We start from the raw sequence: 24,672 nt of genomic DNA on the forward strand, positions 1-24,672 counted from the left end.
CGGTCACCGTTACGTATCGACGGATTCGTACAGCGACCCGGAAACGTACGAGAGGCGGGCATTTCCCGAGCGATCTACGCGTGTAGGCATTACAGTGCGGAAATGACGAGCGAGACTGCCCAGAAGGCGAACACCCCGAGCTCGGACCAGATCCGCCGGGCCCCGAAGGTTCTGCTGCACGACCACCTCGACGGCGGGCTGCGCCCCGGCACGATCGTCGAGCTCGCCCGCGAGTCGGGCTACCGCCAGCTCCCCGAGACCGATCCGGACAAGCTCGGCGTCTGGTTCCGTGAGGCCGCCGACTCGGGCTCGCTGGAGCGGTACCTGGAGACCTTCTCCCACACGGTCGGCGTGATGCAGACCCGCGACTCACTCGTTCGGGTGGCGCGCGAGTGCGCCGAGGATCTCGCCGAGGACGGGGTCGTGTACGCCGAGGTGCGGTACGCGCCCGAACAGCATCTCGAGGGCGGGCTCAGCCTCGAAGAGGTCGTCGAGGCCGTCAACGAGGGCTTCCGGGAGGGCGAGCGGCTCGCACGGGAGAACGGTCACCGCATCCGCGTGGGCGCCCTGCTCACCGCCATGCGGCACGCCGCCCGCGCCCTGGAGATCGCCGAACTCGCCAACCGCTACCGGGACTTGGGCGTCGTCGGCTTCGACATCGCCGGCGCCGAGGCCGGCCACCCGCCCACCCGGCATCTCGACGCCTTCGAGTACCTCAAGCGCGAGAACAACCACTTCACCATCCACGCGGGCGAGGCCTTCGGCCTGCCGTCCATCTGGCAGGCCCTGCAGTGGTGCGGCGCCGACCGGCTCGGGCACGGCGTGCGCATCATCGACGACATCCAGGTGCACGCCGACGGCTCGGTGAAGCTCGGCCGGCTCGCCTCGTACGTGCGGGACAAGCGCATCCCGCTGGAGCTGTGCCCGAGCTCCAACCTGCAGACGGGTGCCGCCGACTCCTACGCCGCCCACCCCATCGGTCTGCTGCGCCGACTGCACTTCCGGGCCACCGTGAACACCGACAACCGCCTCATGTCCCACACCAGTATGAGCCGGGAATTCGAGCACCTTGTCGACGCATTCGGCTACACGCTCGACGACATGCAATGGTTCTCCGTCAATGCGATGAAATCATCGTTCATTCCTTTCGATGAACGGCTCGCGATGATCAATGACGTGATCAAGCCCGGATATGCCGAACTTAAGTCCGAGTGGCTGTTCCGGCAGACCACGTCTACCAGCGACTCTGCCACCGAAGAGGGCTGATCGGCGGGCATCCGCGTGCACGGGATGCAAACGCCATTCACAATCCGTCCGCATTTCGATGTTTGCGGTGGCAGGCGGGGCGTGTTTACGGTCGAGAACCGCTCACAACCCCGTAACGAATTTCGAGGACGCATTTCATGAAGCAGTCTGCTGCCAGGACCCTCGGTGTCGCCGCTCTCGGTGCCGCCTTCGCCGCCGCGGGTGCCGGCGCCGCGAACGCCGCGCCGGTCGCCCCGGACGCCGCGGGCACGGCGCTGGACACCGTCACCAGGACGCTCCCGGCCGAGAACCTCTCGACGGCCACCCCGGCCGCCACCTCGGGGCTGGCCGGCGGTCAGGAGGCGCTCACCACGGGCGTGGCCTCCGCCACCACCGGCGTCGCCTCCGCGCAGCCGGCCGCGGAGCAGGCGCTGGCGGGCGGCCCGACCGGCCTGGTCTCCGGCCTGCTGGGCGGTCTGCCGGTGCCGGGTGTGCAGGGCGCGCCCACCGCGACTCTGCCCACCCAGGGCCTGCCGCTGAACGGCGTGCCGCTCGCCTGAGCCGACGCGCCTCCGCAGCGGAGACCAGCGGAGAAGCAGCGGAGAACCGCCTGGGAACGGGCGGCCGACCACATCGCCGGGGCGCACCCCATGGACACCGGGTGCGCCCCGGCGGTGTGTCGTGGCAAGGCGTTTGAGCTGCGCTTTCGTCCGCTCCGGGGGCCATTGTCAGTGGGCTGCGGTAGCTTCCGAGGTGTTGAGCGCGAAGAGGCGCTCCTCGGGATACGGCCACAGGGGTGGGTGGACGATGAGCGACGGCACGGCGACTACGACAACGGACCTCGACGTCAGACTGGAGAAACACCGCGTCGAACTGACCGGGTACTGCTACCGCATGCTCGGCTCGTCCTTCGAGGCCGAGGACGCGGTGCAGGACACGATGGTCCGCGCCTGGCGGAGCTACGACAAGTTCGAGGGACGCTCGAGCCTCCGGTCCTGGCTGTACCGCATCGCGACGAACGTGTGCCTGGACATGCTGACCGCCGGCAACAAGCGGGCCCGGCCGATGGACCTGACGGAGTCGACGCCGCTCGCCCAGGCGGCGCTCTCGCCCCGGCCGGACAACACGTGGCTGGAGCCGATGCCGGACAACCGGGTGCTGCCCACCACCGACGACCCGGCCGAGGCGGCCGTCGCCAAGGAGTCGGTGCGGCTCGCCTTCATGGCCGCCCTGCAGCAACTGCCGCCCAAGCAAAGGGCGGTGCTGATCCTGCGCGAGGTGCTGGCCTGGAAGGCGAGCGAGGTCGCCGAGCTGCTCGGCACCACGGTCGCGTCGGTCAACAGCGCGTTGCAGCGGGCGCGTGCGACGCTCGCCGAGCGGGAGCAGCCGGGGGCGGAGGCGACCGTGTCCGACCCGCTGGACGACGAACAGCAAAAGCTCCTGGAGCGCTATGTCGCGGCGTTCGAGGGCTACGACATGACGGCGCTGACCGCCCTGCTGCACGAGGACGCCATCATGACGATGCCGCCGTTCGACCTGTGGCTGACCGGCGTCGAGGACATCACGGGCTTCATGACGACACTGGGCGCCCCGTGCGCGGGCTCGCGTCTGATGCCGGTCCAGGTCAACGGACTGCCGGGGTTCGCGCAGTACAAGCCGGATCCGGAGAAGGGCGGCTTCAGCCCCTGGGCGGTCCAGGTCCTGGAGATCTCAGACGGGCGGATCACCGGGTTCCACTGCTTCCTCGACACGCAGCGCTGGTTCCCGCTGTTCGGGCTGCCCCTCCACCTCGAAGCGGAGCCCGACCAGGTCGAGGAGGGCGTGTAGCGCGGGATCCGGGTCGCGCAGCCGGATACGGCCCCCGGCCCGTCGGGCGGTGAGCTGCAGTCGGGCCAGCAGGTCCACGGTGCCCAGCCCCGGCGGCCCGAGCCCCCCGACATCGCACACCACCACCCCCGCCCCGGTGTCCTCCAGCCGCGCCCGCACGACATCGCACAGCCCTGGCACCTCGTCCCGGGTGACGGGGCCGGCCAGCACGAGTACAGCGGGTGTCATGGCGTCCACGATCGGTAGACCGGGCGGGCGGGCGTAACTCATCGGGCCGGTCGGTGGTCGCCGGTTCCCGCTGATCGGGGCGCTGCGCCGTGTCCGCCGACCGAGATCACGTTGACCGGCTCCCCTCTTTCCCCGGAGGGTTGGCTGTATGCCCCATGTATCGTCGCGTCCCCGAATACCCTCCGGCCTCGTCCCCGCCAAGGGGGCTCCGTGCAGGGGGTGTTGACCGGGTTCGCGGTGATCGCGGTCGTCATCGGCGTGGGCTATGTGATCGGCCGGCGCGGCTATCTCGGCGCCCAGGGCCGCGAGGTGCTGACCAAGCTCGCCTTCCACGTGGCCTCTCCCGCCCTGCTCTTCACCACGCTCGCGCAGACCGACCTCTCGGTGATCTTCTCCAGCCGTCTCCTGGTCACGGCGCTGAGCACGGCCGCGGCGGCCGGGGTCTTCGTCGCGGTGGGTGTCGTACGGCGGTGGGGAGTGGGCCGTACGACCATCGGCGCGCTGTGCTCCAGCTACGTCAACTCCGGCAACCTCGGCATCCCCATCGCGGTGTACGTCCTGGGCGACGCGTCGCTGGTGGCGCCGGTGCTGCTGTTCCAGCTGGTCGGGGTCACTCCGATCGCGCTGACGGTCCTCGACCTGTCCGGCGAGGGCGAGAAGGGGCCGCTGTGGCGCCGCCTGCTGACGCCGTTGCGCAACCCGATCGCGGTGGGCTCGCTGGCGGGGGTGGCGGTGTCGGCGGCGGGCGTGAAGGTACCGGCGCCCGTCCTGGACCCGCTGACCCTGATCGGCGGCATGTCGGTCCCGGCGGTCCTGCTGGCCTTCGGTATCTCACTGTGCGGCAGCACGATGCCGGGCCGGGGGCCGGACCGAGCTCCGGTGCTGCTCTCGGTCACTCTGAAGTCGGTGGGCCAGCCGGCGGCGGCCTGGGCGCTGGCGGTGGGGGTGTTCGGACTGCGGGGCGCTGAACTGCTTGACGTGGTGGTGACGTCGGCGCTGCCTGCCGCGCAGAACCTGTTCACGTATGCGTCGAGTTACCGGGTGGGCGAGCGGTTGGCCCGGGACTCGATTCTGTTGTCGACGGTGTTGTCGGTGCCGGTGCTGGTCGTGGTGGCCGCATTGCTGGGCTGATGGTCAGTCGACCGGGAACTCACCGGTGTCGATGGTCACGTCGAACGGCTCCGGCAGCTTGATGGGGTCACCGAACTTGACGGCGCTCAGGACACGGTAGACATCGCCCTTCGGCTCTCCGTAAAGCGTCGCGGTGGGGCCTCCGGGGGCCCAGCGGTCGATGAGGAGGTAGAGCGGGATCCCGGCTGTGGCGTAGGCAGCGGGCTTGCTGACACGGTCGTGGCGGGCGTTGGACTTGGAAGTCACCTCGACGACGAGCTCGGCGAGGACTGCCGGGATGTGGGAGTCCGCCTCCGCGCATTCCCGCACGGGAGCCACGACCAGGTCCGGGATGAGCATGCCAAGCCGTGACGGCACGGCGATCGCCAGTGTCTGGAAGATTTCCCAGTCCTCGGGGATCACGGAGTAGAGGCGACGCTGGACGCGGGCCGTGATCACGTTGTGGCGGGACGCAGGAGCAGGTGACACGGTGATGATCCCCTCGATGATCTCCACCTTGCTGCCCTCGGGCCATTCCATCTCCTCCCAGTACCGGACGAGGTCGTCCCAGTTCTGGTCGGGGTCCTGGCTCACGGTGAGTGCGCTCATGGCGGTCTCCTATCGGTGCGTCACCGATCCCAGCATGCCGAACGGGACCGGCGGGGGTCCACCGATCCCGTTCACCCGAATGAGGAACCGCCTGATCAGGCGATACGTTCCAGCACAACAGGCGAAGCCGTGAAGTCCGTCCCCGGCGCCGCCACGTCGTAGGAACCCTCCACCGCCTGCAGCGCGTACTCGAAGCGCTCCGGCGTGTCCGTGTGCAGGGTCAGCAGGGGCTGGCCCTCGGTCACCGTGTCGCCCGGCTTGGCGTGCATCTCCACGCCCGCGCCCGCCTGCACGGGGTCCTCCTTGCGGGCGCGTCCGGCGCCGAGGCGCCAGGCGGCGACGCCGATGTCGTAGGCGTCGAGGCGGGTCAGGACACCGGATGACGGCGCCTTGATCACGTGCTGCTCGCGCGCCACCGGCAGTTCCGCGTCCGGGTCGCCGCCCTGGGCCGCGATCATGCGCCGCCAGACGTCCATCGCCGAGCCGTCGGCCAGGGCCTTGGCCGGGTCGGCGTCCTTCACGCCCGCCGCGTCCAGCATTTCGCGGGCCAGCGCGATGGTCAGTTCCACGACGTCCGCCGGGCCGCCGCCCGCGAGGACCTCGACCGACTCGCGGACCTCGAGGGCGTTGCCCGCGGTCAGGCCCAGCGGGGTCGACATGTCCGTGAGCAGGGCGACCGTCTTCACCCCGTGGTCCGTGCCCAGACCCACCATCGTGGACGCCAGCTCCCGCGCGTCCTCGATGGTCTTCATGAAGGCGCCCGTGCCGACCTTCACGTCCAGGACCAGCGAGCCGGTGCCCTCCGCGATCTTCTTCGACATGATGGAGGAAGCGATCAGGGGGATCGCCTCCACCGTGCCGGTGACGTCGCGGAGCGCGTACAGCTTCTTGTCCGCGGGGGCGAGGCCGTCGCCCGCCGCGCAGATCACCGCGCCGGTGCCGTCCAGTACGGACAGCATCTCCTCGTTCGACAGCAGCGCGCGCCAGCCCGGGATCGACTCCAGCTTGTCCAGCGTGCCGCCCGTGTGGCCGAGGCCGCGGCCCGAGAGCTGGGGGACGGCGGCACCGCAGGCCGCCACCAGGGGCGCCAGCGGAAGGGTGATCTTGTCGCCGACGCCGCCCGTGGAGTGCTTGTCGGCCGTGGGCCGGGACAGGGACGAGAAGTCCATGCGCTCGCCGGAGGCGATCATCGCGGCCGTCCAGCGGGCGATCTCCCGGCGGTTCATGCCGTTGAGCAGGATCGCCATGGCGAGCGCGGACATCTGCTCGTCGGCGACCTCCCCGCGGGTGTACGCGTCGATGACCCAGTCGATCTGCTCGTCGCTGAGCTCACCGCGGTCCCGCTTGGTGCGGATGACAGAGATGGCGTCCATGGCCATGGCTTTCCTTCCGGCCGAACATTCTTGAAACGGCACGGCCCCTCCGAGCGCTCGCCGGAGCAACTCGGAAGGGCCGCACAGGAGTTACTTGGTGAGGTGGCCCGGCCCGAAGGCCTGCGGCAGCATCTCCGACAACGGCAGGATTCCCGCCGGGGTCTCCAGCAGCAGCTCGGAGCCGCCGAACTCGTACAGCAGCTGGCGGCAGCGGCCGCACGGCACCAGGATCTCGCCCTTGCCGTCGACGCACGTGAAGTGCGTCAGCCTGCCGCCCCCCGTGTTCTGCAACTCCGAGACCAGCCCGCACTCGGCGCACAGCGACAGCCCGTACGAGGCGTTCTCGACGTTGCAGCCGGTGATCGTACGGCCGTCGTCGACCAGGGCCGCGACGCCGACCGGGTAGCCGGAGTACGGGGCGTAGGCGCGGGTCATGGCGTCCCGGGCCGCCGCGCGCAGCTTGTCCCAGTCGACGTCGTGGGAGGCGGCCGGGGTCACTTGCCCTGACCCTTCTTGTACGGCAGGCCGTCCGCCTTCGGCATCCGCAGGCGTTGCGCGGACAGGGTGAGGACGACGAGCGTGACGACGTACGGCGTGGCGGAGACGACCTGGTTCGGGACCTCGTTGGTGGTCGCGTACCAGGTGTACACCAGGGCACCGACTACCGCGGTGATCATCGACGGGGCGTACTTCTTGCGAACCACGAGCCAGATGGCGCCGATGATCAGCAGGAGCGCGCCGAGCAGCAGCAGGGCGTGGACGTTCTGGGAGCCGCCGCGCAGGTTGAGGCTGTCGGTGTAGCCGAACAGACCAGCGCCCAGCGCGAGACCGCCCGGCATCCAGTTACCGAAGATCATCGCGGCGAGACCGATGTAGCCGCGGCCGCTGACCTGGCCCTCCAGGTAGAAGGGGTTGGCCACGATGGAGAGGAAGACGCCACCGAGGCCGGCCAGGCCGCCGGAGATGATCACGGCGATGTACTTGTACTTGTAGACGTTCACGCCGAGGGACTCGGCGGCCACCGGGTTCTCACCGCAGGAACGCAGGCGCAGACCGAAGGCCGTACGCCACAGGATCCACCAGGTCGCCGGGATCAGCGCGATGGCGATCAGGGTCAGCCAGGAGACGTTGGTGACCAGGCCGCCGAGCAGGCCCGCGATGTCCGAGATGAAGAACCAGCCCTGGTTGTTCAGGTCCCGCAGCCCGTCGGACAGGCCCGGCACGGTGAAGTGGCCGAGCGAGTCGATCGCCGGGGACTGCTTGGCGGAGCCGCCCGCGTGGCCCTCGAAGGCGAGGGGCGCGAGGTAGCGGGTGATGCCGAGGGCGAGGATGTTGATCGCCACACCGGAGACGATGTGGTTGACCCTGAAGGTGACGGTGGCGATGGCGTGCAGGATGCCGCCGATGCAGCCGCCGATGATGCCGACGACGACACCGGTCCACGGGCCCCACTGGAAGCCTGCCCAGGCGCCGAACCAGGTGCCGAGGATCATCATGCCCTCGAGGCCGATGTTGACGACGCCGGCCCGCTCGGCCCACAGACCGCCGAGACCGGCGAGGCCGATCGGGACGGCGAGCTGGAGCGCGGTGGACATCTGGCTGACGTTGGTGATGCCGTCGGCGCCGGTGATGATGCGGACGATCGAGGTCAGCGCCAGGGCGCCGGCGATGACCAGCAGCAGCACGGGCCACGACAGGCGGCGGCCGGTGGGCGCCGCGGGCTGCAGCGTGGGCTGGTTGACGTCGACCGCTGAGGTCTGCGGGGTGGTCATCGGCCGGCCACCTCCTTCGTGGTGTTGTTGTCGGCGCCGAGGACGTGACCGGCGGCCAGTTCAGCGCCGACCCGGCGCTGCTGGCGGCGCAGGCCCCACTCACGTACGGCCTCGTAGGAGACGACGACCGAGAGCACGATCAGGCCCTGCATGATGACCGCGATCTCCTTGTCGTAGTCGTGGAAGTCCAGCTCGGGCGACGCCTTGTCGAGCCAGGCCCACAGCAGTGCGGCGAACGCGATGCCGACCGGGCTGTTGCGGCCGAGCAGGGCGATGCCGATGCCGAGGAAGCCGATGCCGGTGGGGAAGTTGAGGCTGTAGGTGTGGGTGTCGCCGAGCAGGATCGGCAGGCCCGCGAGGCCGGCGATGCCGCCGGAGAGCAGCATGGCGGTGAGCACCATGCGCTTGGGGTCGACACCGCTGGCCGCGGCGGCGGACTCCGAGGCGCCGGAGGCGCGCAGGTCGAAGCCGAAGCGGGTGCGGTTGAGGACGACCCAGTAGCCGATGCCGAGCAGCACGGCGAGGAAGACCAGGCCGTAGATCTCGCCCGCGTCGCCCATGTCGATGCCGGGGACCCAGCCGGACTCGTGCATCTCGCCGGTGGTGTTGTTGTTGCCGACCTTCACGCCGAAGACGGTCGGCAGCCACAGGTAGCCGATGACCGAGGTCGCGATCGCGTTGAGCATGATCGTCGCGACGACCTCGCTGACGCCGCGGGTGACCTTCAGGACACCGGCGATGCCGGACCAGAAGGCACCGGTGCAGACCGCGGTGAGGAGCAGCAGCGGGATCTGGAGGGCGGCCGGCAGGTTCGCGTGCGCGCCGACGATGGCGGCCATCATGGCGGCGAGCTGGTACTGGCCGTCGACGCCGATGTTGAACAGGTTCATCCGGAAGCCGATGGCCACCGCGAGGGCCGCGATGTAGTACATCGAGGCCTGGTTGATGATCAGGACCTGGATGTCGGAGAACGTGGCCTGCTCGAACATGATCGAGAACGGCTCGACCGGGTTCTTGCCGGAGGCGATCAGCACGATCGCGCTCAGCACGAAGGCCACGGCGAGCGCGATGACCGGACCGGCCACGGCGAGGAGCACGCGCTCCTTGTCGAACTTCTTCATCAGCGGGCCTCGTCTTCGCCGGGCTCGGAAGACCTGGAGGTGTCTTCGGGGGTCTCTTCGTGTTCGAGGTGACCGGTGGCGGCACCGGTCATGGCCGAGCCCAGTTCCTCCGGGGTGATGGTGGCCGGGTCGGCGTCGGCGACCAGCTTGCCGTTGTAGATCACGCGCAGGGTGTCGGACAGGCCGATCAGCTCGTCCAGGTCGGCGGAGATCAGCAGCACGGCCAGGCCCTCGCGGCGGGCCTCACGGATGTGGTCCCAGATCGCGGCCTGCGCGCCGACGTCCACACCACGGGTGGGGTGCGCGGCGATCAGGAAGCGCGGCTTGTGGCTCATCTCGCGGCCGACGATCAGCTTCTGCTGGTTGCCACCGGAGAGGGAGGCGGCGGTGACGTCGATGCCGGGCGTGCGGACGTCGTACGCCTCGACGATGCGGCGCGTGTCCTCCTGCGCGGCCTTCGGGTCGAGCCATACGCCCTTGGCGTTGGGCTTCTCGGTGACGTGGCCGAGGATGCGGTTCTCCCAAAGGGGGGCCTCCAGGAGCAGGCCGTGCCGGTGGCGGTCCTCGGGGATGTAGCCGATGCCCTGCTCGCGGCGCTTGCGGGTGGCCCAGCCGGTGATCTCCTCGTCGATCAGGGTGATCGTGCCGGAGTCGGCGTGCTTGAGGCCGATGAGCGCGTCGACCAGCTCGGTCTGGCCGTTGCCCTCGACGCCGGCGATGCCCAGGACCTCGCCCGCGTGGATGGTGAAGGTGATGTCGTCCAGCAGGGCCTTGCCGCCCACCGCCTCCAGGCGGAGCTTGTCGACGGTGATGACCGGACGGTCGGTGACCGTGGACTCGGCGGTCTCCGGCGTGGGCAGCTCGCTGCCGACCATCATCTCGGCCAGCAGCTTCGGCGTGGTCTCGGCGGGAACGGCCGTACCGACCGTCGTGCCGCGGCGGATGACGGTGATCTCGTCGGCGACGGAGAGCACCTCGCCCAGCTTGTGGGAGATGAAGATGACCGACAGGCCCTCGGCCTTGAGCTCGCGCAGGTTGTCGAAGAGCGCGTCGACCTCCTGCGGAACGAGCACGGCCGTCGGCTCGTCGAGGATCAGCGTGGTGGCGCCGCGGTAGAGGACCTTGAGGATCTCCACGCGCTGACGGGCGGCGACGCCGAGCTCCTCGACGAGGCGGTCGGGCTCCACGCCGAGGCCGTAGCGCTCGGAGATCTCCTTGATCTTGCGGCGGGCCTTGGCGCCGATGCCGTACAGCTTCTCGCTGCCCAGGACGACGTTCTCGAGGACGGTGAGGTTGTCGGCGAGCATGAAGTGCTGGTGGACCATGCCGATGCCGCGGACGATGGCGTCGGCCGGTGACGAGAAGCTGACCTGCTCGCCGTGGATGGCGATGGTGCCCTCGTCCGGCTTCTGCATGCCGTAGAGGATCTTCATCAGCGTCGACTTGCCGGCGCCGTTCTCGCCGACCAGGGCGTGGACGGTGCCCTTGCGGACGGTGAGGTGGATGTCGTGGTTGGCCACGACGCCCGGGAAACGCTTAGTGATCCCGGCGAGCTCGACGGCGGTCACCTGACCGTTGACCGCCGCTCCGGCCGGAGGGCTGCTGGACGCGTTGATGGCGCACTCTCCTGGGGACGGGGGTCGTCTACGCGCGTAGCGCCCCTATGGCCTGATAAGGGGCCGACGCACCGCGACAACGGGGTACGGGGAAGTCTCCCGACAGGAGAGCCTGCCCGTACCCCGCGTCGCGGACGTAACCCCTTGGTTACCGCTGCTCAGGGTGTTGCTGGGTCAGCTGGACTTGACCTTGATCTCGCCGCTGATGATCTTCTCCTTGGCCGTCTTGAGGGCGTCCTGGAGCTCGGTGTTGTCCGCGAACTTCGGGTTGGAGTTCGACAGGCTCACCTCACCCGTCTTCAGATCGCCACGAACGATACCGGTCTCCGGCTTGCCGTCCTCGACCGACTTCGCCAGGTTGTAGACCGCCTTGGCGACGTCCTTCATCGCCGAGGTCAGGATCGAGTCCTTGTACTTGGCGAGCGCTTCCTGCTTGTACTGGTCCGAGTCGACACCGATCGCCCACACCTTGTTGGCGGCGGCGGCCTCGATGACGCCCTGACCGGACAGACCGGCGGCCGCGTAGACGACGTCGGCCTTCTTCTCGATCTGGCCCTCGGCGGCCGACTTGCCCTTGTCCGGGCTGGAGAAGCCGCCCTCCTCCGCGGTCTGCGTGAGGTACTGGGAGAGGACCTTGACCTTGCCGCCGCTGGTGTCCTTGACGCCCTGCTCGAAGCCGGCCTGGAACTTGTGGATCAGCGGGATGTCCACACCGCCCACGAAGCCGACGACGTTCGACTTGGTGCTCTTGGCGGCGGCGACACCGGCCAGGTACGAGGCCTGCTCCTCGGAGAAGACCAGGTCGGCGACGTTCTTCGCCTCGACGGTGGAGTCGTCCACGATGCCGAAGGTGGTGTCCGGGAACTTCTCCGCGGCACCCTTCACGGCGGCGGCGTACGCGTAGCCGACACCGATCACCGGGTTGTAGCCCTGCTTGGCCAGCGACACCAGTCGCTGCTCCTTGTCGGCGTCCGTCTCACCCTCGGTGGGCTCGACGTCGGCCGTGTCGTACTGGAACTCCTTCTTCGCCTGCTCCAGGCCCGCGTACGCCGCGTCGTTGAAGGACTGGTCGCCCTTGCCGCCGACGTCGTACGCGATGGCGAGACCCTTGTCGCCACCCTTCGACCCCGAGGAGGCCTGGGTGGAGGTGCCGCCGCAGGCGGAGAGAGCGAGGGCCAGAGAGGCGGTCGCTGCGCCTGCGACCGTGATCCGGGAAATCCGGCGCATGTGGGGAGACTCCTGTCGTACCTGTCGTACAAGCGCCGGACGGTACAGCTCGGGTACAGCTTGCAGCTACGGCGCTGGCTTTCGGTGCAGAGTAACGCGCGTAGACCCGCCCGAAAACCCCTTCTGTCCACCTTGTTATCCGCCCGTGTTCAACTCCACGCGATGCCTTGACCAAGGGCTTGCCGACAGCAAAGGGAGGGTGGCGGTGGGTGATCCGGATGACGGGGGTGGTGAGCCGGTCGGACGCCCGGGAACGACGGAGCGGGCGGGCACCCGCCGGATGCCCGCCCGCTCTGCGTGAGTACGACCGCTGCTACTCGGTCTTGACCTTGATGGAGCCGTCGATGATGCCCTCCTTGGCCTTCGCCACGGCGTCGGAGAGGCCCGCGATCTTCGCGAACTCCGGGTTGGACTCGGAGAGGCCGACGCCGTTGACCTTCAGGTCGAAGGTCTGCGTGCCGGTGAGCGGCTTGCCGTCCTCGACGGACTTGGCCAGCGTGTAGACCGCACCGCCGACGTCCTTGAGGGCGGAGGTGAGGATGTAGTTCTTGTACGACGCCAGCGCGGCCTGCTTGTACTGGTCGGAGTCGACGCCGATCGCCCAGACCTTGGCCTTCGCGGCGGCCTCGATGACGCCCTGGCCGGACAGACCGGCCGCCTGGTAGACGACGTCGGCCTTCTTCTCGATCTGACCCTCGGCGGCGGCCTTGCCCTTGTCGGGGCTGGAGAAGCCGCCCTCCTCGGCGGTCTGCGTCAGGTACTGCGAGACGACCTTGACCTTGCCGCCGCTGGTGTCCTGGACGCCCTGCTTGTAGCCGGCCTCGAACTTGTGGATCAGCGGGATGTCCACACCGCCCACGAAGCCGACCGTGTTCGTCTTGGTGGCCTTGGCCGCGGCGACGCCGGCCAGGTACGAGGCCTGCTCCTCGGCGAAGACGAGGGAGGCGACGTTCTCGCCCTCGACGACCGAGTCGACGATGCCGAAGGTGGTCTTCGGGTACTTCTTGGCCACGGCCTCCATCGCGGGGCCGTAGGCGAAGCCGACGCCGATCACCGGGTTGTAGCCCTGCTTGGCGAGGGAGGCCAGACGCTGCTCCTTGTCGGCGTCCGTCTCGCCCTCGGTGGGCTCGATGTCGGCGGTCTTGTAGCCGAACTCCTTCTGAGCCTTCTGCAGACCGGCGTACGCGGCGTCGTTGAAGGACTGGTCGCCCTTGCCGCCGATGTCGTACGCGATGGCGAGGCCCAGGTTCTTGTCGCCGCCGTCGCTGCCGCCGCCGTTTTCACTGCTGGTACCGCCACACGCCGTGGAAGCGAGCGCGATCGACGCAACCCCCACCGCGACACGGGTCAGTTTGGATATCCGACGCATCGTGAAGTCCCCATTCTCCAAGCCCCGCAGTGGGTGCTGAGTTCGGCGCACATTAACGCGCGTAGACCCTCCTGGGAACGGGGTTTCGCCTGGCCGTTATCCATTCGTGCCGATGGCCGGTTAAGCCCTTGTGAACCACCGGATCGAAAGGTGCGCATGGGACATTGCGCCCCTTCCGCACCACACCTTCCGTCACCAGGGGTGTCGTCAGCGTGATGGCGCTCGGGTGCGATCGCCATGGGGTCAGACTCCCTCCCCATCTGGTTGGCCGCAAGTGGAGGGCACCTTCTCGGCGCCGCATCCGGCAACGCCCCAAAGGGGCGCGGGGAACTGCGCGACCAGCCACGACGAGCCCGCAGTCGCCGAACAACCTCACCTTCCAGGGCGAAGGCGCTCCGGCCTAACCCGCGGAGTCGAGAAGCGCCGCCGCCGTGAACAGCTCCACCCCCACCCCGATGGCGGACTCGTCGACGTCGAAGTCACCCTGGTGCAGGTCACGCCCGATCCGGTCGCCCGGCGTACGCACCCCGAGCCTCGCCATGGCCCCGGGGACGTGCTCCAGGTACCAGGAGAAGTCCTCACCACCGAGGCTCTGCTCGGTGCCCTCGACGGAATCGGCGCCACGGCGGGCGGTCATGGCCTCGCGCAGCAGCTCGGTCGCGGCGGGGTCGTTGACGACGGGCGGGACACCTCGGATGTAGTTGATCTCCGACTTGGCGCGATGGAGGTTGGCGACCTCGTCGATCGCGGCGACGACCAGGTCGGGAGCCTGCCGCCAGGTGTCGAGGTCCAGGCACCGTACGGTCCCGGAGAGCTCGGCGTGCTGCGGGATGACGTTGGGGGCGTGGCCGGACTCGACGCGCCCCCAGGTCACGGCGAGGCCGCTGCGGGCGTCGGTGCGCCGGGCGACCAGCGCGGGCACGTCGGTGACGACCCGGGCGGCGGCGGTGACGAGGTCGGTGGTCAGGTGGGGGCGGGCGGTGTGGCCCCCGGGCCCGTCGAGGGCGATTTCGAGCCGGTCGCAGGCGGAGGTGATGGCGCCCTGCCGCAAGCCGATCTTCCCGGCATCCACCTTGGGATCGCAGTGCACGGCGAGGATCTGCCCCACTCCCTCCAGCACCCCGCACTCGACGACGTCGGCGGCACCTCCGGGGAGCACCTCCTCGGCGGGCTGGAAGACCAGCCGGACGGGCCGGGGCAGCTGCCCGCGCTTGTGGAGCTCGGCGAGTACGAGACCGGCGCCGAGTACCACGGTCGTATGCACGTCGTGACCGCAGGCGTGCGCCCGGTCCGGCACCGTGGACCGATACGGGCACTCACTCTTCGTGTCCGGGATGGGCAGCCCGTCGATGTCGGCGCGCAGGGCGAGCACGGGCTGCCCGCCGTCCGGCTCTCCGATGTCACAGATGAGCCCGGTTCCGATGGCGAGCACGCGAGGCTGGAGGCCGGCCTTCTCCAGGCGGGCCTTGATCGCGGCGGTCGTACGGAACTCCTGATTGCCGAGCTCCGGGTGCATGTGCAAGTCGCGCCGGAACTCGACGAGTTCGGCACGGAGCGCCTCCGGCAGGGTGCCAAGAAGGGCGCCTTCCCCGGATTGATCGGCTTCGGACTCTGGGGACATCAGTTGGTTCACCCTCTAGAGGGTAGGACGCCGGGGTGGCCAACTGACCCTCGATCAACAAAAGTTCAACCCGTTTGGGGAAGAAAATCTGGCCACGCGACGCATAGGTATCGGTTTGGGTGGGTAAACTCGCGCCTCTTCACCGCCGAGTCGATCACGGAACCGCCAGTGACGGAGAGTGACGACGCCAGTCACCCACACCTCAACGCATACCACGCCGCGAACAGAACCGTCGGTTGTGTTCACCTGTCGGGATCGCACACCGCAATGGCCGGTCTCTGCGTCAGCCGTCGACGGTGGCCGGAGTAGTCGAGATCACTTTCACACCGGCCTCATGCAGGGTCATGCAGGTCGCGCTGCCTTCCGGCGCGTCGGTGATGAGCGCATCCAGGTCCTCGGGGCCGCAGATCTTCACCATGCCGGTTCCCGGGAACTTGCTCTTGTCGGCCAGGAGGACCACCTTGTCGCCGGCGGCGATCATGGCGCGCCTGGCGGGCACCTCGGCCACGGTGGTGTCCATGACCTGGCCGCCGGGGCGAACGCCGCAAGCACCCATGAACAGCCAGTCGGCATGTACTTGGCGGAGGTTGTCCTCGGCCATGAATCCGTCCAGCATCCGTGACTCACGGAGGACCATGCCCCCGAGCAGCATCAGGTCGATGTTCTCGTCGTCGTTGAGTTCGTCGTAGACCGCGAGATTGTTGGTGATCACCGTGAGTCGGCGGCCGCGCAGGTACCGCGCCAGCCGATGGACGGTTGTACCGCTGTCGAGGATGACCGACTGGCCGTCCTCGATCATCGTGGCCGCTCGGGCGGCAATCGCGTCCTTCTCTCCCACCTGGACCGCGGCGGCCTCGTCGAAGGACGGCTGGTCCTCCTCGACGACCGCTCCGCCATGCACCCGGGTGAGCAGCCCGTCCGCCTCCAACTTGAGGAGGTCACGACGGATGGTCGCCGCGCTGGCATCCAGCCGCTCGGCGAGTTCGGTGACGGACGCGGTGCCGCCCGAGCGCAAGGCCTGCAGGATGAGTTGGTGTCGTCGTTCAGCCAGCACGCAACCGGACACTACACGCTGCCCGCTGACACAATCTGTCGACTTCTGGCCGCAGTTGACGACTACTTGTGCGTCCACGACTTCTGGTGGATTGAGTACGGCTACTCATGTGGGCCGTGGCCGGCAGCCCGCATCGTACGGACATGCGATCGATTCTCCTCCCGAAGTCCTTGCTGGCGGCCGCGCTCGGCGGCGTCGCCGTCCTGGCCTGCTTCGGTGCGCAGAACGCCACCGCCGATCAGACCTCCATGGTCAACACCGTCGCGGCGAGCGACGACGAGGCGGAGGCTCGCTTCCTCGAGATGGCGGACTTCATCTCGCAGAGCTGCGCCCCGGACGTCTCCGGTGGCGTCGATGACGTGGCATCCGCCTCCGTGGCCGACACCGCGGCGGCGGAACCGACCCCCGACTCCACGCTGCCCGTCCTGGTCGACCCGGTGCCGTTGACCGCGACGGAGGAGTGCGCGGCCGAGAGGCACCAACTGCGCATCAGCAGGGCGTTCTCGGGGCTGGACACGGCCACGTACGAGGAGATGCGGGACAAGCTGGCGAGCCTGAACTACCCGGCGGCGCGGGTCCACCGCATGCCGGACTTCTCGGGCGAGCCCGTGGCACGGCTCGACCTGCGGGTGGGGGCCGAGCACTTGGCTCTGGAGGTCACCGACATCGACAGTGGCGTGATGGTTAGGGCGTTCGGCGCTCCGGAGGGCGTGAGCGTGACCGAGGTCCGACTGGAGCCGCAGCTGGACGCGCCCACATCCTGATTGCCCCCGCCGACACCTCCTGAGGCACCCGCCGACACCGCGCCGGGTCCGCGCCGCCGGGTCACTCCGAGAGCGTCGGCTCCGGCGGGGCGGCCCTGCTGCCCCGCCGTGAGCACCCGCGGTACGGGAACTCCGGACATCGCCCCGGGTGAACCCTCTGGACGCTCGCCCCACATCCGCACCAGGGCGTGTATCGAAAGTGCCTGGTGAGATGGCGCAGAGCCCCTTTGTGATCAAGAATCATCGGATGGTCACGATTGAGACTCCCCGTCTGATCCTGCGTCGCTGGCGCGAGGAAGACGTTGCGCCCATGGCCGCCATCAATGCCGACCCCGAGGTCATGCGGTGGATCCGTGACGGCGGCGTCCGTGACGAACAGCAGACTCGCGGCGGGATCCAGGCTTGGGAGAGCGAGTGGGAGTCACAGGGCTTCGGCCTGTTCGCCGTGGAGATCCGGTCCACCGGCGAGCTGGCAGGGTTCACCGGCCTTTCGGTGCCCCACTTCTTGCCGGAGGTACTGCCGGCGGTTGAGGTCGGCTGGCGGCTCGGACGTTCCCACTGGGGGCAGGGCTTGGCCACCGAGGCCGCTACGGCCGCTGTACGGTTCGCGTTCGAAGAGCGAGGGCTGGAGCGGATCGTCAGCATCACTCAGGTGGGCAACGACGCCTCCGAACGGATCATGACCAAACTGGGGATGCATCTGTTCCGTGAGACCGTCAATGCCACCGGTGGTCGGCGGGTACGGGTGTTCGAGTTGCGGTCGGACCAGTACGTCACCACCACTCGTCCTGTGTGAACCGGTCAACGAAGTGACGCACCCGCGCGTTCGCCCTAGGTCGTGTCCGCGGGGCAGGCGGGACTTTGCGGACACGGCCTAAGCCGCGGCCAGCTCACACCACACGTACTTGCCCCGGTTGCCGCCTCTGGTCAGCGGCTGCCAGCCCCAGAGGTCGGCGCAGGCCCGGACGAGCGCCAGCCCTCGCCCTTCCTCGGCCTCCCCGAGGCACCCCAACTCCCCTGGTGGCTGCGGCGGTACGGGATCCGCGTCCCACGCCCCGATCCGCAACACCCCGGCGGACCAGCGAACGCGCAGGGCAGCCGGCCCTTTCGTGTGGCGTACGGCGTTGGCGACCAGCTCGGTCGGGAGGAGTTCGGCTGTGTCCGCGAGGCGGATCAGGCCGTGCATGGTGAGGATCAGCCGGAGGGTGCGGCGGGAGACGGTGACGGCTCGGACGTCGTTCGGGATGTACAGCGGGTACTCCCAGGGTTCGGATTCGGGCATGCGTGAACTCCGTTCGAAGGTGGCGGGGAGTCGCGGTTCGGGCAGGCGGTGTCATTGCCGCAGCCGTCATGGCAGGACGGGGCGGTGCGCTTCCGGGATCCCGGCGTTCCGCAGCGTGTGCGTCGCGCCACTGACGGTAGACCTGGATTTACAGGTTCAGCAAGCCGATCGCGTAACCTAACCCCCGAACGAGTCGCGCTTGCAGGCGCTTTGAACCAAGGAGCGGCACATGGCGGGGTTGAGGCGCGAACCAACAGCACGTCAGGTGCGTTTGGGCGTCGAATTGCGCAGACTTCGTGACGCGGCAGGCCTCACGGGCCGCGAGGCAGCGACCCTGCTCGGAGTGAGCTCCACTCAGATCAATCAGATCGAGTCAGCCCACAGCGGGGTGAGCGAGAAGCGCCTGCGTCGACTGGCTTCCAACTACGCCTGTTCAGACGCGGATTTGATCGACGCCCTGGTAGCGATGGCGACGGATCGCACGCGCGGCTGGTGGGAGGATTACCGTGGCGTTCTTCCCACACCGTTTCTGGACATCGCCGAGCTGGAGCACCACGCCACCTACCGCAGCGACGTGGAGTTCCTGCTCATCCCTGGCCTTCTTCAGACCGAGGACTACGCACACGCCGCCTTCTCCTCCAGGGTTCCCGAACTCTCCCATGAGGGCCTGGAACTGCGCGTCCGGCACCGGATGCAGCGCAGGGCGGTTCTCGAAGGCTCCGCTCCCACCCCATACAAGGCACTCATCCACGAGGCCGCCCTGCGCATCCGGGTCGGGGATCGCGCCACCGCACGAGCCCAGCTCAGCCGTGTCCTGGAACTCTCCGAGGCGGATCACATCACCGTGCGGGTCATCCCCTTCGATCTCGACGGCTTCGGCGGGACCTGGAACACCATGATGCTCGCCGGCGGCACAGTCCCCAGGCTGGATACCGCCGTCCGCGACGCACCCCACGGCACAGGGTTCATCGACTCCGAAGCCCAGCTCAGCGTCTTTCGAACAGTCTTCCGTAAGGTAGAAGCGGTATCGCTCGACCCCGTGAGGTCGCGCGACTTCATCCACGACCTGGCCAAGGAACTGTGAGGCACACCGTGACCACCCCTGGCACCTGGCGCAAGTCGTCTTACTCAGGCGGCGGCGATGGCAATAACTGCGTGGAGATCGCCAACTCCCCCACCCACATATCCATCCGCGACTCAAAGGTCCCGGCCCGGGCCACCCTCACCTTCCCAACCGGAGCCTTCGCCCTCCTGATAGAGGCCGTGAAGTCCCCCCACCTCGCCAACGGGCGGCTTCAGCATTCGCCTCGGATCTCCGATTGATCCTGTGTGAGAGTGTCCGTGGATCACTGCGTGAGGTGATTGGCTCATGAGCTATTTCATGTATGACGTCATGGGCAGTGCGGTCGACGAGCCGTCCCCGGAGACGATGAGACAGGTGCTGGACGGCCTCGCGAACGCCGACGACGAACACCCCGACGTGTCCCTGTCCCATGAGAGCGGGTGGTGCCTCAGCGCGTTCCGCAGCGGTCTGCTGATCTGGGAGAACCCGGAGGACAACTCGGCGGCTCCTGGGGAGATGCGCGAGGTCACCCGCGAGGAGACTCTCCGGCTCTTCGGCCTACTTGCGGTGGGGGACCTTGCGTCGGTGGAGGCGCTTCCCTGGCAAAGGTGACCGCCTTCTCTCCAGCTTCTCTCCGGGACCGTGCCCAGAGGAAAATCGCCAGGTCGTCGCAGCCATCAGGCGTCGCCCCAGTGACGTCGGCCGGGAACTCTCGGCAGCACCCTGGAGGACTTCCGGACGCCATTCCACCAGTCGCACTAGGGTGCGCCCCGTGACCGCCGAGAACCCCGAAATCCCGTCGACCCCCGAGCACGCCGACTTCCTCGAGGCCACCAGAGCCTCCTACGACGCCATCGCCCCGGCCTACACCGACCACTTCTCCGACTGGCCGGCCGACAGCCACCCCTTGGACCGCTCCCTCGTCACCGCCTTCGCCGAGCTGGCCCGCGAACACGCCCCGGCCCCCGTCGCCGACCTCGGCAGCGGCCCCGGTTCAGTTACCGCCCACCTGCACGCCCTCGGCAATCCTGTCTTCGGCGTCGACCTGTCACCGCGCATGGTGACTTTGGCCCGCCGCGCGCACCCCGAACTCCGGTTCCACGTGGGCTCGATGACGTCGCTGGACCTGCCGGACGAGACACTGGGCGGGATCATCGCGCTGTACTCGATCATCCACGTCCCGGACGATCACCTGACCTCGACGCTCGTCGAGTTCCACCGCGTCCTGAAGCCGGGCGCCCCGGTCCTGTTGGCATTCCAGACCGGCGACACCGCAGATCGACTGCACATGACCGAACGCTTCGGCCAGAAGATCGCACTCGACTACCACTGGCGCACCCCGGACACCGTGGCCGACGCCCTGACCAAGGCCGGCCTCCAGCTCCAGGCCCGCCTCCAGCGCGAACCGCAGTACGAGGAGAAGCGGCCCCGCGCGTTCCTCCTCGCGCAGAGGGCGGCGTAACAGTGCCGAGGATCACTGCTCTCGCCCGGCGCTCCCGGAGGCCCGGCTCGACTGCCACTGTTCCATGGTCCGTCGGAGGCACTCGCTCATGAGGAGAAGGAACTCGGCGGAGGAGTCGAAGCGGGCGCCGGCCGGGGTCGCGGTCCCGAGAATCTCGGCTCCGCGCTGCGATGCGGCCACCAGGGCGTCGTTCATCTGCACCGCCGCGAGGGTGGACCGGAGCCAGATCTCCTCGTCGATGACATAGCGCTCGCGGCGCCCGCCGGGGGCTCGTTCCCGCCTGACCATGCCCTGTTGTTCGAGGAAGGTCACGGCGTGTGAGACGGACGCCGGGCTGACCCGAAGCCGCTGGACCAGGTCGGCGGCGGTGAGGGTGCCGGCGTCGGTGATGTACAGGCAGGCCAGCACTCTGGCCGCCATCCGGGGCACGCCCTGCTGTTCGAGGAGGGTGGTGAACTGCTCCGTGAAGTCCTGGACCTCCCGGGGGTCACGCCCATGGCCGCCGTCGGGGACCGGCGGCGCCGGAGGCTGAGCCTGCCTGGGGCGGCGGGCACGATGCCGTGTGGCCTCCTGTGCCCGGTCCGCCCGGTAGTCGTCGGGTCCACCGTTCCGGGTGACCTCCCGCATGACGGTCGAGGCGGGTCGCCCCAGACGCCGGCCGATCTCCGTGTATCCGAGCCCCTCGGCCAGCCCCGCAGCGATGTGCTGACGATCCTCGTCGGTGAGCCTGCCTCCGGGCATCGGTACCCGCCTCCCCTCTGCCGGCATGTGCGGGGCTCGGTGCCCGCACTCCGTGCTGCGCAGCATGTATCCACGCCGAGCCGATTGCAATCCCTGCCGGATCACCCATTGCATTCAGCGCCAGAGTCATTGCAATGGCGGGCCAAACTTCCGTTGTTACAAGGCCTTTTGACGCCTAGCGCTTGTTGACCATTCCGTAAACGCAATGTAGCTTCGTGGGCGTTCAGTGATTCCCGAACACCGGTAAGGAGATTGGCAATGGCACAGAGCACCAACGGCTTCTCCAAGTCAGGGCTGAGCAGGCTGCACGACGTACTGGCGCGGCACGTCGACTCCGGGAAGATCCCCGGCCTGGTCGCCCTGGTCGGCCGGGGCGAGGAGACACACGTCGAAGCGCTCGGCACGATGCGCCACGAAGGCGGCGCGCCGATGCGCCGGGACACGATCTTCCGGTTGGCATCCACGAGCAAGCCGATCGCCATGTCTGCGGCGATGGTCCTGCTGGACGAGTGCAGGCTGCGACTCGACGACCCGGTGGACCAATGGCTGCCCGAACTCGCCGACCGTCAGGTCCTCAAACGGGTCGACGGCCCGGTGGACGACACCGTCCCCGCACGGCGGCCGATCACCGTACGGGACCTGATGACCTCCACGTTCGGGCTGGGCATCGATCTGACGGCGCTGGGCACCCCGATCATGAACGCGGTCTTCGAGAGCGGCGTCTTCAGTCAGGGCGGGACGCCGCTGCCCGAGCCGGACGAGTGGATGCGCCGCCTCGGCGGGCTGCCGCTGATGCAGCAGCCCGGTGAGCGGTGGCAGTACCACCTCAGTCACGACGTGCTCGGCGTGCTCGTCGCGCGGGTCACGGGCCGCCCGTTCGAGACGTTCCTGCGCGAGCGCGTCCTCGATCCGCTGGGGATGAGGGACACCGGTTTCCATGTCCCGGCGGACAAGATCGACCGGCTGCCGCCCAGCTACGCGCCCGACGCGCGGACCGGGGAGTTCACCGTGTGGGACGAGGCCGCGGGCGGACAGTACGCCTCGCCTCCGGCGTTCCAGGCGGGCGGGGGCGGGATAGTCTCCACCGTCGACGACTACCACGCGTACCTGCGGATGCTACTGAACCAGGGGAAGCACCGGGGCGAACGCATCCTGTCCCGACCGGCCGTCCAGTTGATGACCACCAACTGCCTCACGCCCGAGCAGCAGGCCGCTCGAACCGCCCTGGCCCGCGACAACGTCCATGTGTCGTTCGGCCAGGGGCAGCAGGGCGGCTGGGGCTTCGGGATGGCGGTGCGCACCTACCGCGGCGACTACGCGCCCATCGGCCAGTTCGGCTGGGACGGCGGCACGGGAACCACGGCGTACGCCGACCCGGAGAACCAGCTCACCGGCATCCTGTTCACCCAGGTCGGGCTGTCCGTCCCGGACCCGGCGCGCCTGATCCACGACTTCTGGACCACGCTCTACCAGGCGATCGACGACTGATCCCGCGCCAAGTGGTCACACGGCCGTGACCGCCGACAGCCGATGCACGTCCCGCGCGGTCCCGGTCACCCCGGACAGGAACCCCTGCGCCCGCGGAGACGCGTTCTCCGTCAGCCACGCGGGGTCGATGTCGCACACCGCGACCCGTACGTCCGTGCCGGTGAGCGCCGGCGCCGCCCCGCCCCGCGCCTCCTCACCCGCCTTGATCCCGCCATCCTTCGCTTAGTGTTGCCGCCCTGGCCACCACGTCAGTCAAGATCTCGTTCTGGGAGAGCACGGATCGCAAGCCGTCGAGTTGCTCACCGAGAGGAAGTCGGCCAAGCATGCGCTTCGCCTACCACGATCATTCCCGGAGACCACGGCTGGGTGACGTGTCTGCCCTGCGTTTGACGCAGGCGGGGCATGGGGCTGGACTGGATTGACAGGCGCTGCGGCCGAACCCCGTTCCAGGGAGAGCAGCGATGACTACTACGGAAACCTTCAATCTTCTCGAGCCGTACAGGATCGCCGAAGAGACATTCGTTATCCCGTGGGCCCTGGAGGCTCCGCCGGTCGGCCACTTCCCGATGAACTCGATGGTGATCCGGGGAGCCGAACCGGTGCTTGTGGACACCGGGGCGCCGGCCGTGCGATCCCAGTGGCTGGAGGCTGCCTGGTCCGTGGTGGATCCGTTGGACGTTCGATGGATCTTCCTCACCCACGACGATCGTGATCACGCCGGCAACCTTTTGGCTGCCCTCGTCGAATGCCCGAACGCGACACTGCTGACGACCTGGTTCTCGATCGGACGCATGGCCGAGGAGTGGGAGACACCGATCAACCGGTGCCGGTTCATGATCGACGGCGATACGGTGGATGTCGGTGACCGCACTCTGGTGGCCAAACGGCCACCGCTGTACGACAACCCGACAACCCGCGGCCTCTTCGACACGAAGACCAACGTCTTGTGGGCGGTGGACACCTTCGCGACGAACGTGCCCACTCCCCTGCCCGAGATCGCCGCTTTGTCCGCGGACGAATTTCGCGACGGGCAGTTCTTCGGCGGGCGGCTGGTTTCGCCCTGGGTGGCGTTGCTGGACAGCCAGAAGTTCGGGGCAGTGGTGGATGACTTCCAGCGGCTGGGCGCCGAGGTCGTCGCGGGGTGCCACTCGCCGGTGCTCCGCGGACCACGAGTCGCGGAGGCGTTCGATCTTCTCCGCCGGCTGCCTGAGATTCCGGCCTGGCCGGAGTTCACGCAAGCCGACCTCGACCAGTGGATGGCGTTGGCCGAGACCTCGGTCCCGCCCGAACAGCCACGGCCATCGGCCACGTGAGGACCGTTCTGACCGTCCGGTCGGATGCCGGTCGGCTGTCCACGCCCTAGGTGTATTGCCCCGCAGGGTTGTTCACGCGGGTGATGGGTGGGTGGCCGCCGAGTGCGGTGTGGCAGCGGTGGTGGTTGTAGGTGTGCAGGAAGTCTGTCAGGGCGTCGGTGCGTTCGGTGTTGCTGGTGTAGGGCCGTAGGTAGGCCCATTCGTCGAGCAGGGTGCGGTTGAAGCGTTCGACCTTGCCGTTGGTCTGCGGCCGGTAAACGCGGGTGAGTTTGCGGCTCGCGCCGAGGTCGGTCAGTGCCTGCTGCCAGGCGAAGCTCTTGCGGTAGGGCCAGGCGTTGTCGGTCAGCACCCGCTCGATGCGGTCGATTCCATGCGTGGTGAAGAAGG

Annotated in this window: 26 protein-coding genes; 12 read left to right on the forward strand and 14 right to left on the reverse strand. The window is 68.6% G+C overall.

Going from position 1 to position 24,672, the window contains the following annotated elements; translation table 11 throughout:
• The first annotated feature begins 102 nt into the window (after positions 1-102).
• The 3 genes from ACIBAG_RS45115 (at position 103) to ACIBAG_RS45125 (ending at position 3,072) form a co-directional block, all read left to right on the forward strand.
• Entirely contained in the window at positions 103-1,266 is a 1,164-nt protein-coding gene (locus ACIBAG_RS45115) for an adenosine deaminase (protein WP_399113895.1), read from the forward strand.
• A 137-nt stretch (positions 1,267-1,403) separates the two neighbouring features.
• Positions 1,404-1,805, forward strand: coding sequence for an ATP-binding protein (locus ACIBAG_RS45120; protein ID WP_399113897.1), 402 nt, complete (start codon positions 1,404-1,406; stop codon positions 1,803-1,805).
• 247 nt (positions 1,806-2,052) lie between these two features.
• Positions 2,053-3,072: a sigma-70 family RNA polymerase sigma factor gene (locus ACIBAG_RS45125; RefSeq protein WP_399113898.1), complete on the forward strand. Its 1,020-nt coding sequence runs from the start codon at positions 2,053-2,055 to the stop codon at positions 3,070-3,072.
• Here the strand turns inward: ACIBAG_RS45125 and ACIBAG_RS45130 are convergent.
• Positions 2,956-3,342 (reverse strand): STAS domain-containing protein, encoded by a 387-nt coding sequence (locus ACIBAG_RS45130; RefSeq protein WP_399113900.1) that lies wholly within the window; start codon positions 3,340-3,342, stop codon positions 2,956-2,958. The genes ACIBAG_RS45125 and ACIBAG_RS45130 overlap by 117 nt on opposite strands.
• Before the next feature lie 168 nt (positions 3,343-3,510).
• Here ACIBAG_RS45130 and ACIBAG_RS45135 point away from each other — a divergent pair, with 168 nt between their 5' ends.
• A complete protein-coding gene (locus tag ACIBAG_RS45135; protein WP_399113902.1) occupies positions 3,511-4,431 on the forward strand; it encodes an AEC family transporter in 921 nt (306 codons plus the stop codon).
• Between the two features lie 3 nt (positions 4,432-4,434).
• On the opposite strand, the gene ACIBAG_RS45140 is transcribed toward ACIBAG_RS45135, so the two are convergent.
• The 10 genes from ACIBAG_RS45140 to ACIBAG_RS45185 all read right to left on the reverse strand — a co-directional run bounded on the left by ACIBAG_RS45140 (position 4,435) and on the right by ACIBAG_RS45185 (position 16,172).
• A complete protein-coding gene (locus ACIBAG_RS45140; RefSeq protein WP_399113903.1) occupies positions 4,435-5,019 on the reverse strand; it encodes a Uma2 family endonuclease in 585 nt (194 codons plus the stop codon).
• Between the two features lie 95 nt (positions 5,020-5,114).
• A complete protein-coding gene (locus tag ACIBAG_RS45145) occupies positions 5,115-6,392 on the reverse strand; it encodes a thymidine phosphorylase (protein WP_399113904.1) in 1,278 nt (425 codons plus the stop codon).
• Positions 6,393-6,482: 90 nt separating this feature from the next.
• Complete coding sequence (locus ACIBAG_RS45150) at positions 6,483-6,890, reverse strand: cytidine deaminase (RefSeq protein WP_399113905.1); 408 nt, start codon at positions 6,888-6,890, stop codon at positions 6,483-6,485.
• The gene (locus ACIBAG_RS45155) at positions 6,887-8,164 is read right to left on the reverse strand and encodes an ABC transporter permease (protein ID WP_399113907.1); all 1,278 of its coding nucleotides are present in this window, start codon (positions 8,162-8,164) and stop codon (positions 6,887-6,889) included. The genes ACIBAG_RS45150 and ACIBAG_RS45155 overlap by 4 nt, the downstream gene beginning before the upstream one ends.
• The gene (locus ACIBAG_RS45160; protein ID WP_399113909.1) at positions 8,161-9,285 is read right to left on the reverse strand and encodes an ABC transporter permease; all 1,125 of its coding nucleotides are present in this window, start codon (positions 9,283-9,285) and stop codon (positions 8,161-8,163) included. The genes ACIBAG_RS45155 and ACIBAG_RS45160 overlap by 4 nt, the downstream gene beginning before the upstream one ends.
• Complete coding sequence (locus ACIBAG_RS45165) at positions 9,285-10,853, reverse strand: ABC transporter ATP-binding protein (protein WP_399113911.1); 1,569 nt, start codon at positions 10,851-10,853, stop codon at positions 9,285-9,287. Before ACIBAG_RS45165 ends, ACIBAG_RS45160 begins: the two co-directional genes overlap by 1 nt.
• A gap of 222 nt (positions 10,854-11,075) precedes the next feature.
• Entirely contained in the window at positions 11,076-12,128 is a 1,053-nt protein-coding gene (locus ACIBAG_RS45170) for a BMP family protein (RefSeq protein WP_399113913.1), read from the reverse strand.
• Between the two features lie 313 nt (positions 12,129-12,441).
• Positions 12,442-13,497: a BMP family protein gene (locus ACIBAG_RS45175; RefSeq protein WP_399113915.1), complete on the reverse strand. Its 1,056-nt coding sequence runs from the start codon at positions 13,495-13,497 to the stop codon at positions 12,442-12,444.
• A 400-nt stretch (positions 13,498-13,897) separates the two neighbouring features.
• Positions 13,898-15,118 carry a M20 family metallopeptidase gene (locus ACIBAG_RS45180; RefSeq protein WP_399113916.1) on the reverse strand — a complete coding sequence of 407 codons (1,221 nt, stop codon included), beginning with the start codon at positions 15,116-15,118 and terminating at the stop codon, positions 13,898-13,900.
• 283 nt (positions 15,119-15,401) lie between these two features.
• Positions 15,402-16,172 carry a DeoR/GlpR family DNA-binding transcription regulator gene (locus ACIBAG_RS45185; protein WP_399113933.1) on the reverse strand — a complete coding sequence of 257 codons (771 nt, stop codon included), beginning with the start codon at positions 16,170-16,172 and terminating at the stop codon, positions 15,402-15,404.
• Positions 16,173-16,315: 143 nt separating this feature from the next.
• On the opposite strand from ACIBAG_RS45185, the gene ACIBAG_RS45190 reads away from it, so the two are divergent.
• Both ACIBAG_RS45190 and ACIBAG_RS45195 read left to right on the forward strand, forming a co-directional pair.
• On the forward strand, positions 16,316-16,936 hold the full coding sequence (locus tag ACIBAG_RS45190; protein WP_399113918.1) for a hypothetical protein: 621 nt from the start codon (positions 16,316-16,318) through the stop codon (positions 16,934-16,936).
• A 247-nt stretch (positions 16,937-17,183) separates the two neighbouring features.
• The gene (locus ACIBAG_RS45195; RefSeq protein WP_399113935.1) at positions 17,184-17,732 is read left to right on the forward strand and encodes a GNAT family N-acetyltransferase; all 549 of its coding nucleotides are present in this window, start codon (positions 17,184-17,186) and stop codon (positions 17,730-17,732) included.
• A gap of 78 nt (positions 17,733-17,810) precedes the next feature.
• Here ACIBAG_RS45195 and ACIBAG_RS45200 read toward each other — a convergent pair whose 3' ends face one another.
• Positions 17,811-18,218 (reverse strand): ATP-binding protein, encoded by a 408-nt coding sequence (locus ACIBAG_RS45200; protein ID WP_399113920.1) that lies wholly within the window; start codon positions 18,216-18,218, stop codon positions 17,811-17,813.
• 229 nt (positions 18,219-18,447) lie between these two features.
• Here ACIBAG_RS45200 and ACIBAG_RS45205 point away from each other — a divergent pair, with 229 nt between their 5' ends.
• From ACIBAG_RS45205 to ACIBAG_RS45220, 4 genes are all read left to right on the forward strand, one after another.
• Positions 18,448-19,302, forward strand: a complete 855-nt coding sequence (locus ACIBAG_RS45205; RefSeq protein ID WP_399113922.1) for a helix-turn-helix domain-containing protein — start codon at positions 18,448-18,450, stop codon at positions 19,300-19,302.
• Positions 19,303-19,310: 8 nt separating this feature from the next.
• Positions 19,311-19,541: a DUF397 domain-containing protein gene (locus ACIBAG_RS45210; protein WP_399113923.1), complete on the forward strand. Its 231-nt coding sequence runs from the start codon at positions 19,311-19,313 to the stop codon at positions 19,539-19,541.
• Positions 19,542-19,587: 46 nt separating this feature from the next.
• The gene (locus ACIBAG_RS45215) at positions 19,588-19,893 is read left to right on the forward strand and encodes a hypothetical protein (protein WP_399113924.1); all 306 of its coding nucleotides are present in this window, start codon (positions 19,588-19,590) and stop codon (positions 19,891-19,893) included.
• Between the two features lie 151 nt (positions 19,894-20,044).
• Positions 20,045-20,743 carry a class I SAM-dependent DNA methyltransferase gene (locus tag ACIBAG_RS45220; RefSeq protein ID WP_399113925.1) on the forward strand — a complete coding sequence of 233 codons (699 nt, stop codon included), beginning with the start codon at positions 20,045-20,047 and terminating at the stop codon, positions 20,741-20,743.
• Between the two features lie 12 nt (positions 20,744-20,755).
• Here the strand turns inward: ACIBAG_RS45220 and ACIBAG_RS45225 are convergent, their stop codons facing one another.
• Complete coding sequence (locus tag ACIBAG_RS45225) at positions 20,756-21,484, reverse strand: helix-turn-helix domain-containing protein (protein WP_399113926.1); 729 nt, start codon at positions 21,482-21,484, stop codon at positions 20,756-20,758.
• A gap of 258 nt (positions 21,485-21,742) precedes the next feature.
• Between ACIBAG_RS45225 and ACIBAG_RS45230 the strand changes: the two genes are divergently transcribed.
• Together ACIBAG_RS45230 and ACIBAG_RS45235 are read left to right on the forward strand one after the other, a co-directional pair.
• Entirely contained in the window at positions 21,743-22,972 is a 1,230-nt protein-coding gene (locus ACIBAG_RS45230; RefSeq protein WP_399113927.1) for a serine hydrolase domain-containing protein, read from the forward strand.
• Positions 22,973-23,433: 461 nt separating this feature from the next.
• Positions 23,434-24,285, forward strand: a complete 852-nt coding sequence (locus ACIBAG_RS45235) for an MBL fold metallo-hydrolase (protein WP_399113929.1) — start codon at positions 23,434-23,436, stop codon at positions 24,283-24,285.
• Positions 24,286-24,331: 46 nt separating this feature from the next.
• On the opposite strand, the gene ACIBAG_RS45240 is transcribed toward ACIBAG_RS45235, so the two are convergent.
• On the reverse strand, positions 24,332-24,672 hold a 341-nt coding region (locus ACIBAG_RS45240; protein ID WP_399113930.1), incomplete at its 5' end, for an integrase core domain-containing protein.

Source organism: Streptomyces sp. NPDC051243, from assembly GCF_044455405.1.
GTDB lineage: Bacteria > Actinomycetota > Actinomycetes > Streptomycetales > Streptomycetaceae > Streptomyces.

Excerpts from the sequence above, each read along its gene's own strand:
- ACIBAG_RS45155 (WP_399113907.1), bottom strand. The coding sequence starts at position 8,164 with ATGACCACCCCGCAGACCTCAGCGGTCGACGTCAACCAGCCCACGCTG.
- ACIBAG_RS45215 (WP_399113924.1), top strand. The coding sequence starts at position 19,588 with ATGAGCTATTTCATGTATGACGTCATGGGCAGTGCGGTCGACGAGCCG.
- ACIBAG_RS45120 (WP_399113897.1), top strand. The coding sequence starts at position 1,404 with ATGAAGCAGTCTGCTGCCAGGACCCTCGGTGTCGCCGCTCTCGGTGCC.
- ACIBAG_RS45160 (WP_399113909.1), bottom strand. The coding sequence starts at position 9,285 with ATGAAGAAGTTCGACAAGGAGCGCGTGCTCCTCGCCGTGGCCGGTCCG.
- ACIBAG_RS45225 (WP_399113926.1), bottom strand. The coding sequence starts at position 21,484 with ATGCCCGGAGGCAGGCTCACCGACGAGGATCGTCAGCACATCGCTGCG.
- ACIBAG_RS45235 (WP_399113929.1), top strand. The coding sequence starts at position 23,434 with ATGACTACTACGGAAACCTTCAATCTTCTCGAGCCGTACAGGATCGCC.
- ACIBAG_RS45175 (WP_399113915.1), bottom strand. The coding sequence starts at position 13,497 with ATGCGTCGGATATCCAAACTGACCCGTGTCGCGGTGGGGGTTGCGTCG.
- ACIBAG_RS45190 (WP_399113918.1), top strand. The coding sequence starts at position 16,316 with ATGCGATCGATTCTCCTCCCGAAGTCCTTGCTGGCGGCCGCGCTCGGC.
- ACIBAG_RS45170 (WP_399113913.1), bottom strand. The coding sequence starts at position 12,128 with ATGCGCCGGATTTCCCGGATCACGGTCGCAGGCGCAGCGACCGCCTCT.
- ACIBAG_RS45180 (WP_399113916.1), bottom strand. The coding sequence starts at position 15,118 with ATGTCCCCAGAGTCCGAAGCCGATCAATCCGGGGAAGGCGCCCTTCTT.
- ACIBAG_RS45145 (WP_399113904.1), bottom strand. The coding sequence starts at position 6,392 with ATGGACGCCATCTCTGTCATCCGCACCAAGCGGGACCGCGGTGAGCTC.
- ACIBAG_RS45195 (WP_399113935.1), top strand. The coding sequence starts at position 17,184 with ATGGTCACGATTGAGACTCCCCGTCTGATCCTGCGTCGCTGGCGCGAG.
- ACIBAG_RS45200 (WP_399113920.1), bottom strand. The coding sequence starts at position 18,218 with ATGCCCGAATCCGAACCCTGGGAGTACCCGCTGTACATCCCGAACGAC.
- ACIBAG_RS45140 (WP_399113903.1), bottom strand. The coding sequence starts at position 5,019 with ATGAGCGCACTCACCGTGAGCCAGGACCCCGACCAGAACTGGGACGAC.
- ACIBAG_RS45115 (WP_399113895.1), top strand. The coding sequence starts at position 103 with ATGACGAGCGAGACTGCCCAGAAGGCGAACACCCCGAGCTCGGACCAG.
- ACIBAG_RS45230 (WP_399113927.1), top strand. The coding sequence starts at position 21,743 with ATGGCACAGAGCACCAACGGCTTCTCCAAGTCAGGGCTGAGCAGGCTG.
- ACIBAG_RS45205 (WP_399113922.1), top strand. The coding sequence starts at position 18,448 with ATGGCGGGGTTGAGGCGCGAACCAACAGCACGTCAGGTGCGTTTGGGC.
- ACIBAG_RS45125 (WP_399113898.1), top strand. The coding sequence starts at position 2,053 with ATGAGCGACGGCACGGCGACTACGACAACGGACCTCGACGTCAGACTG.
- ACIBAG_RS45130 (WP_399113900.1), bottom strand. The coding sequence starts at position 3,342 with ATGAGTTACGCCCGCCCGCCCGGTCTACCGATCGTGGACGCCATGACA.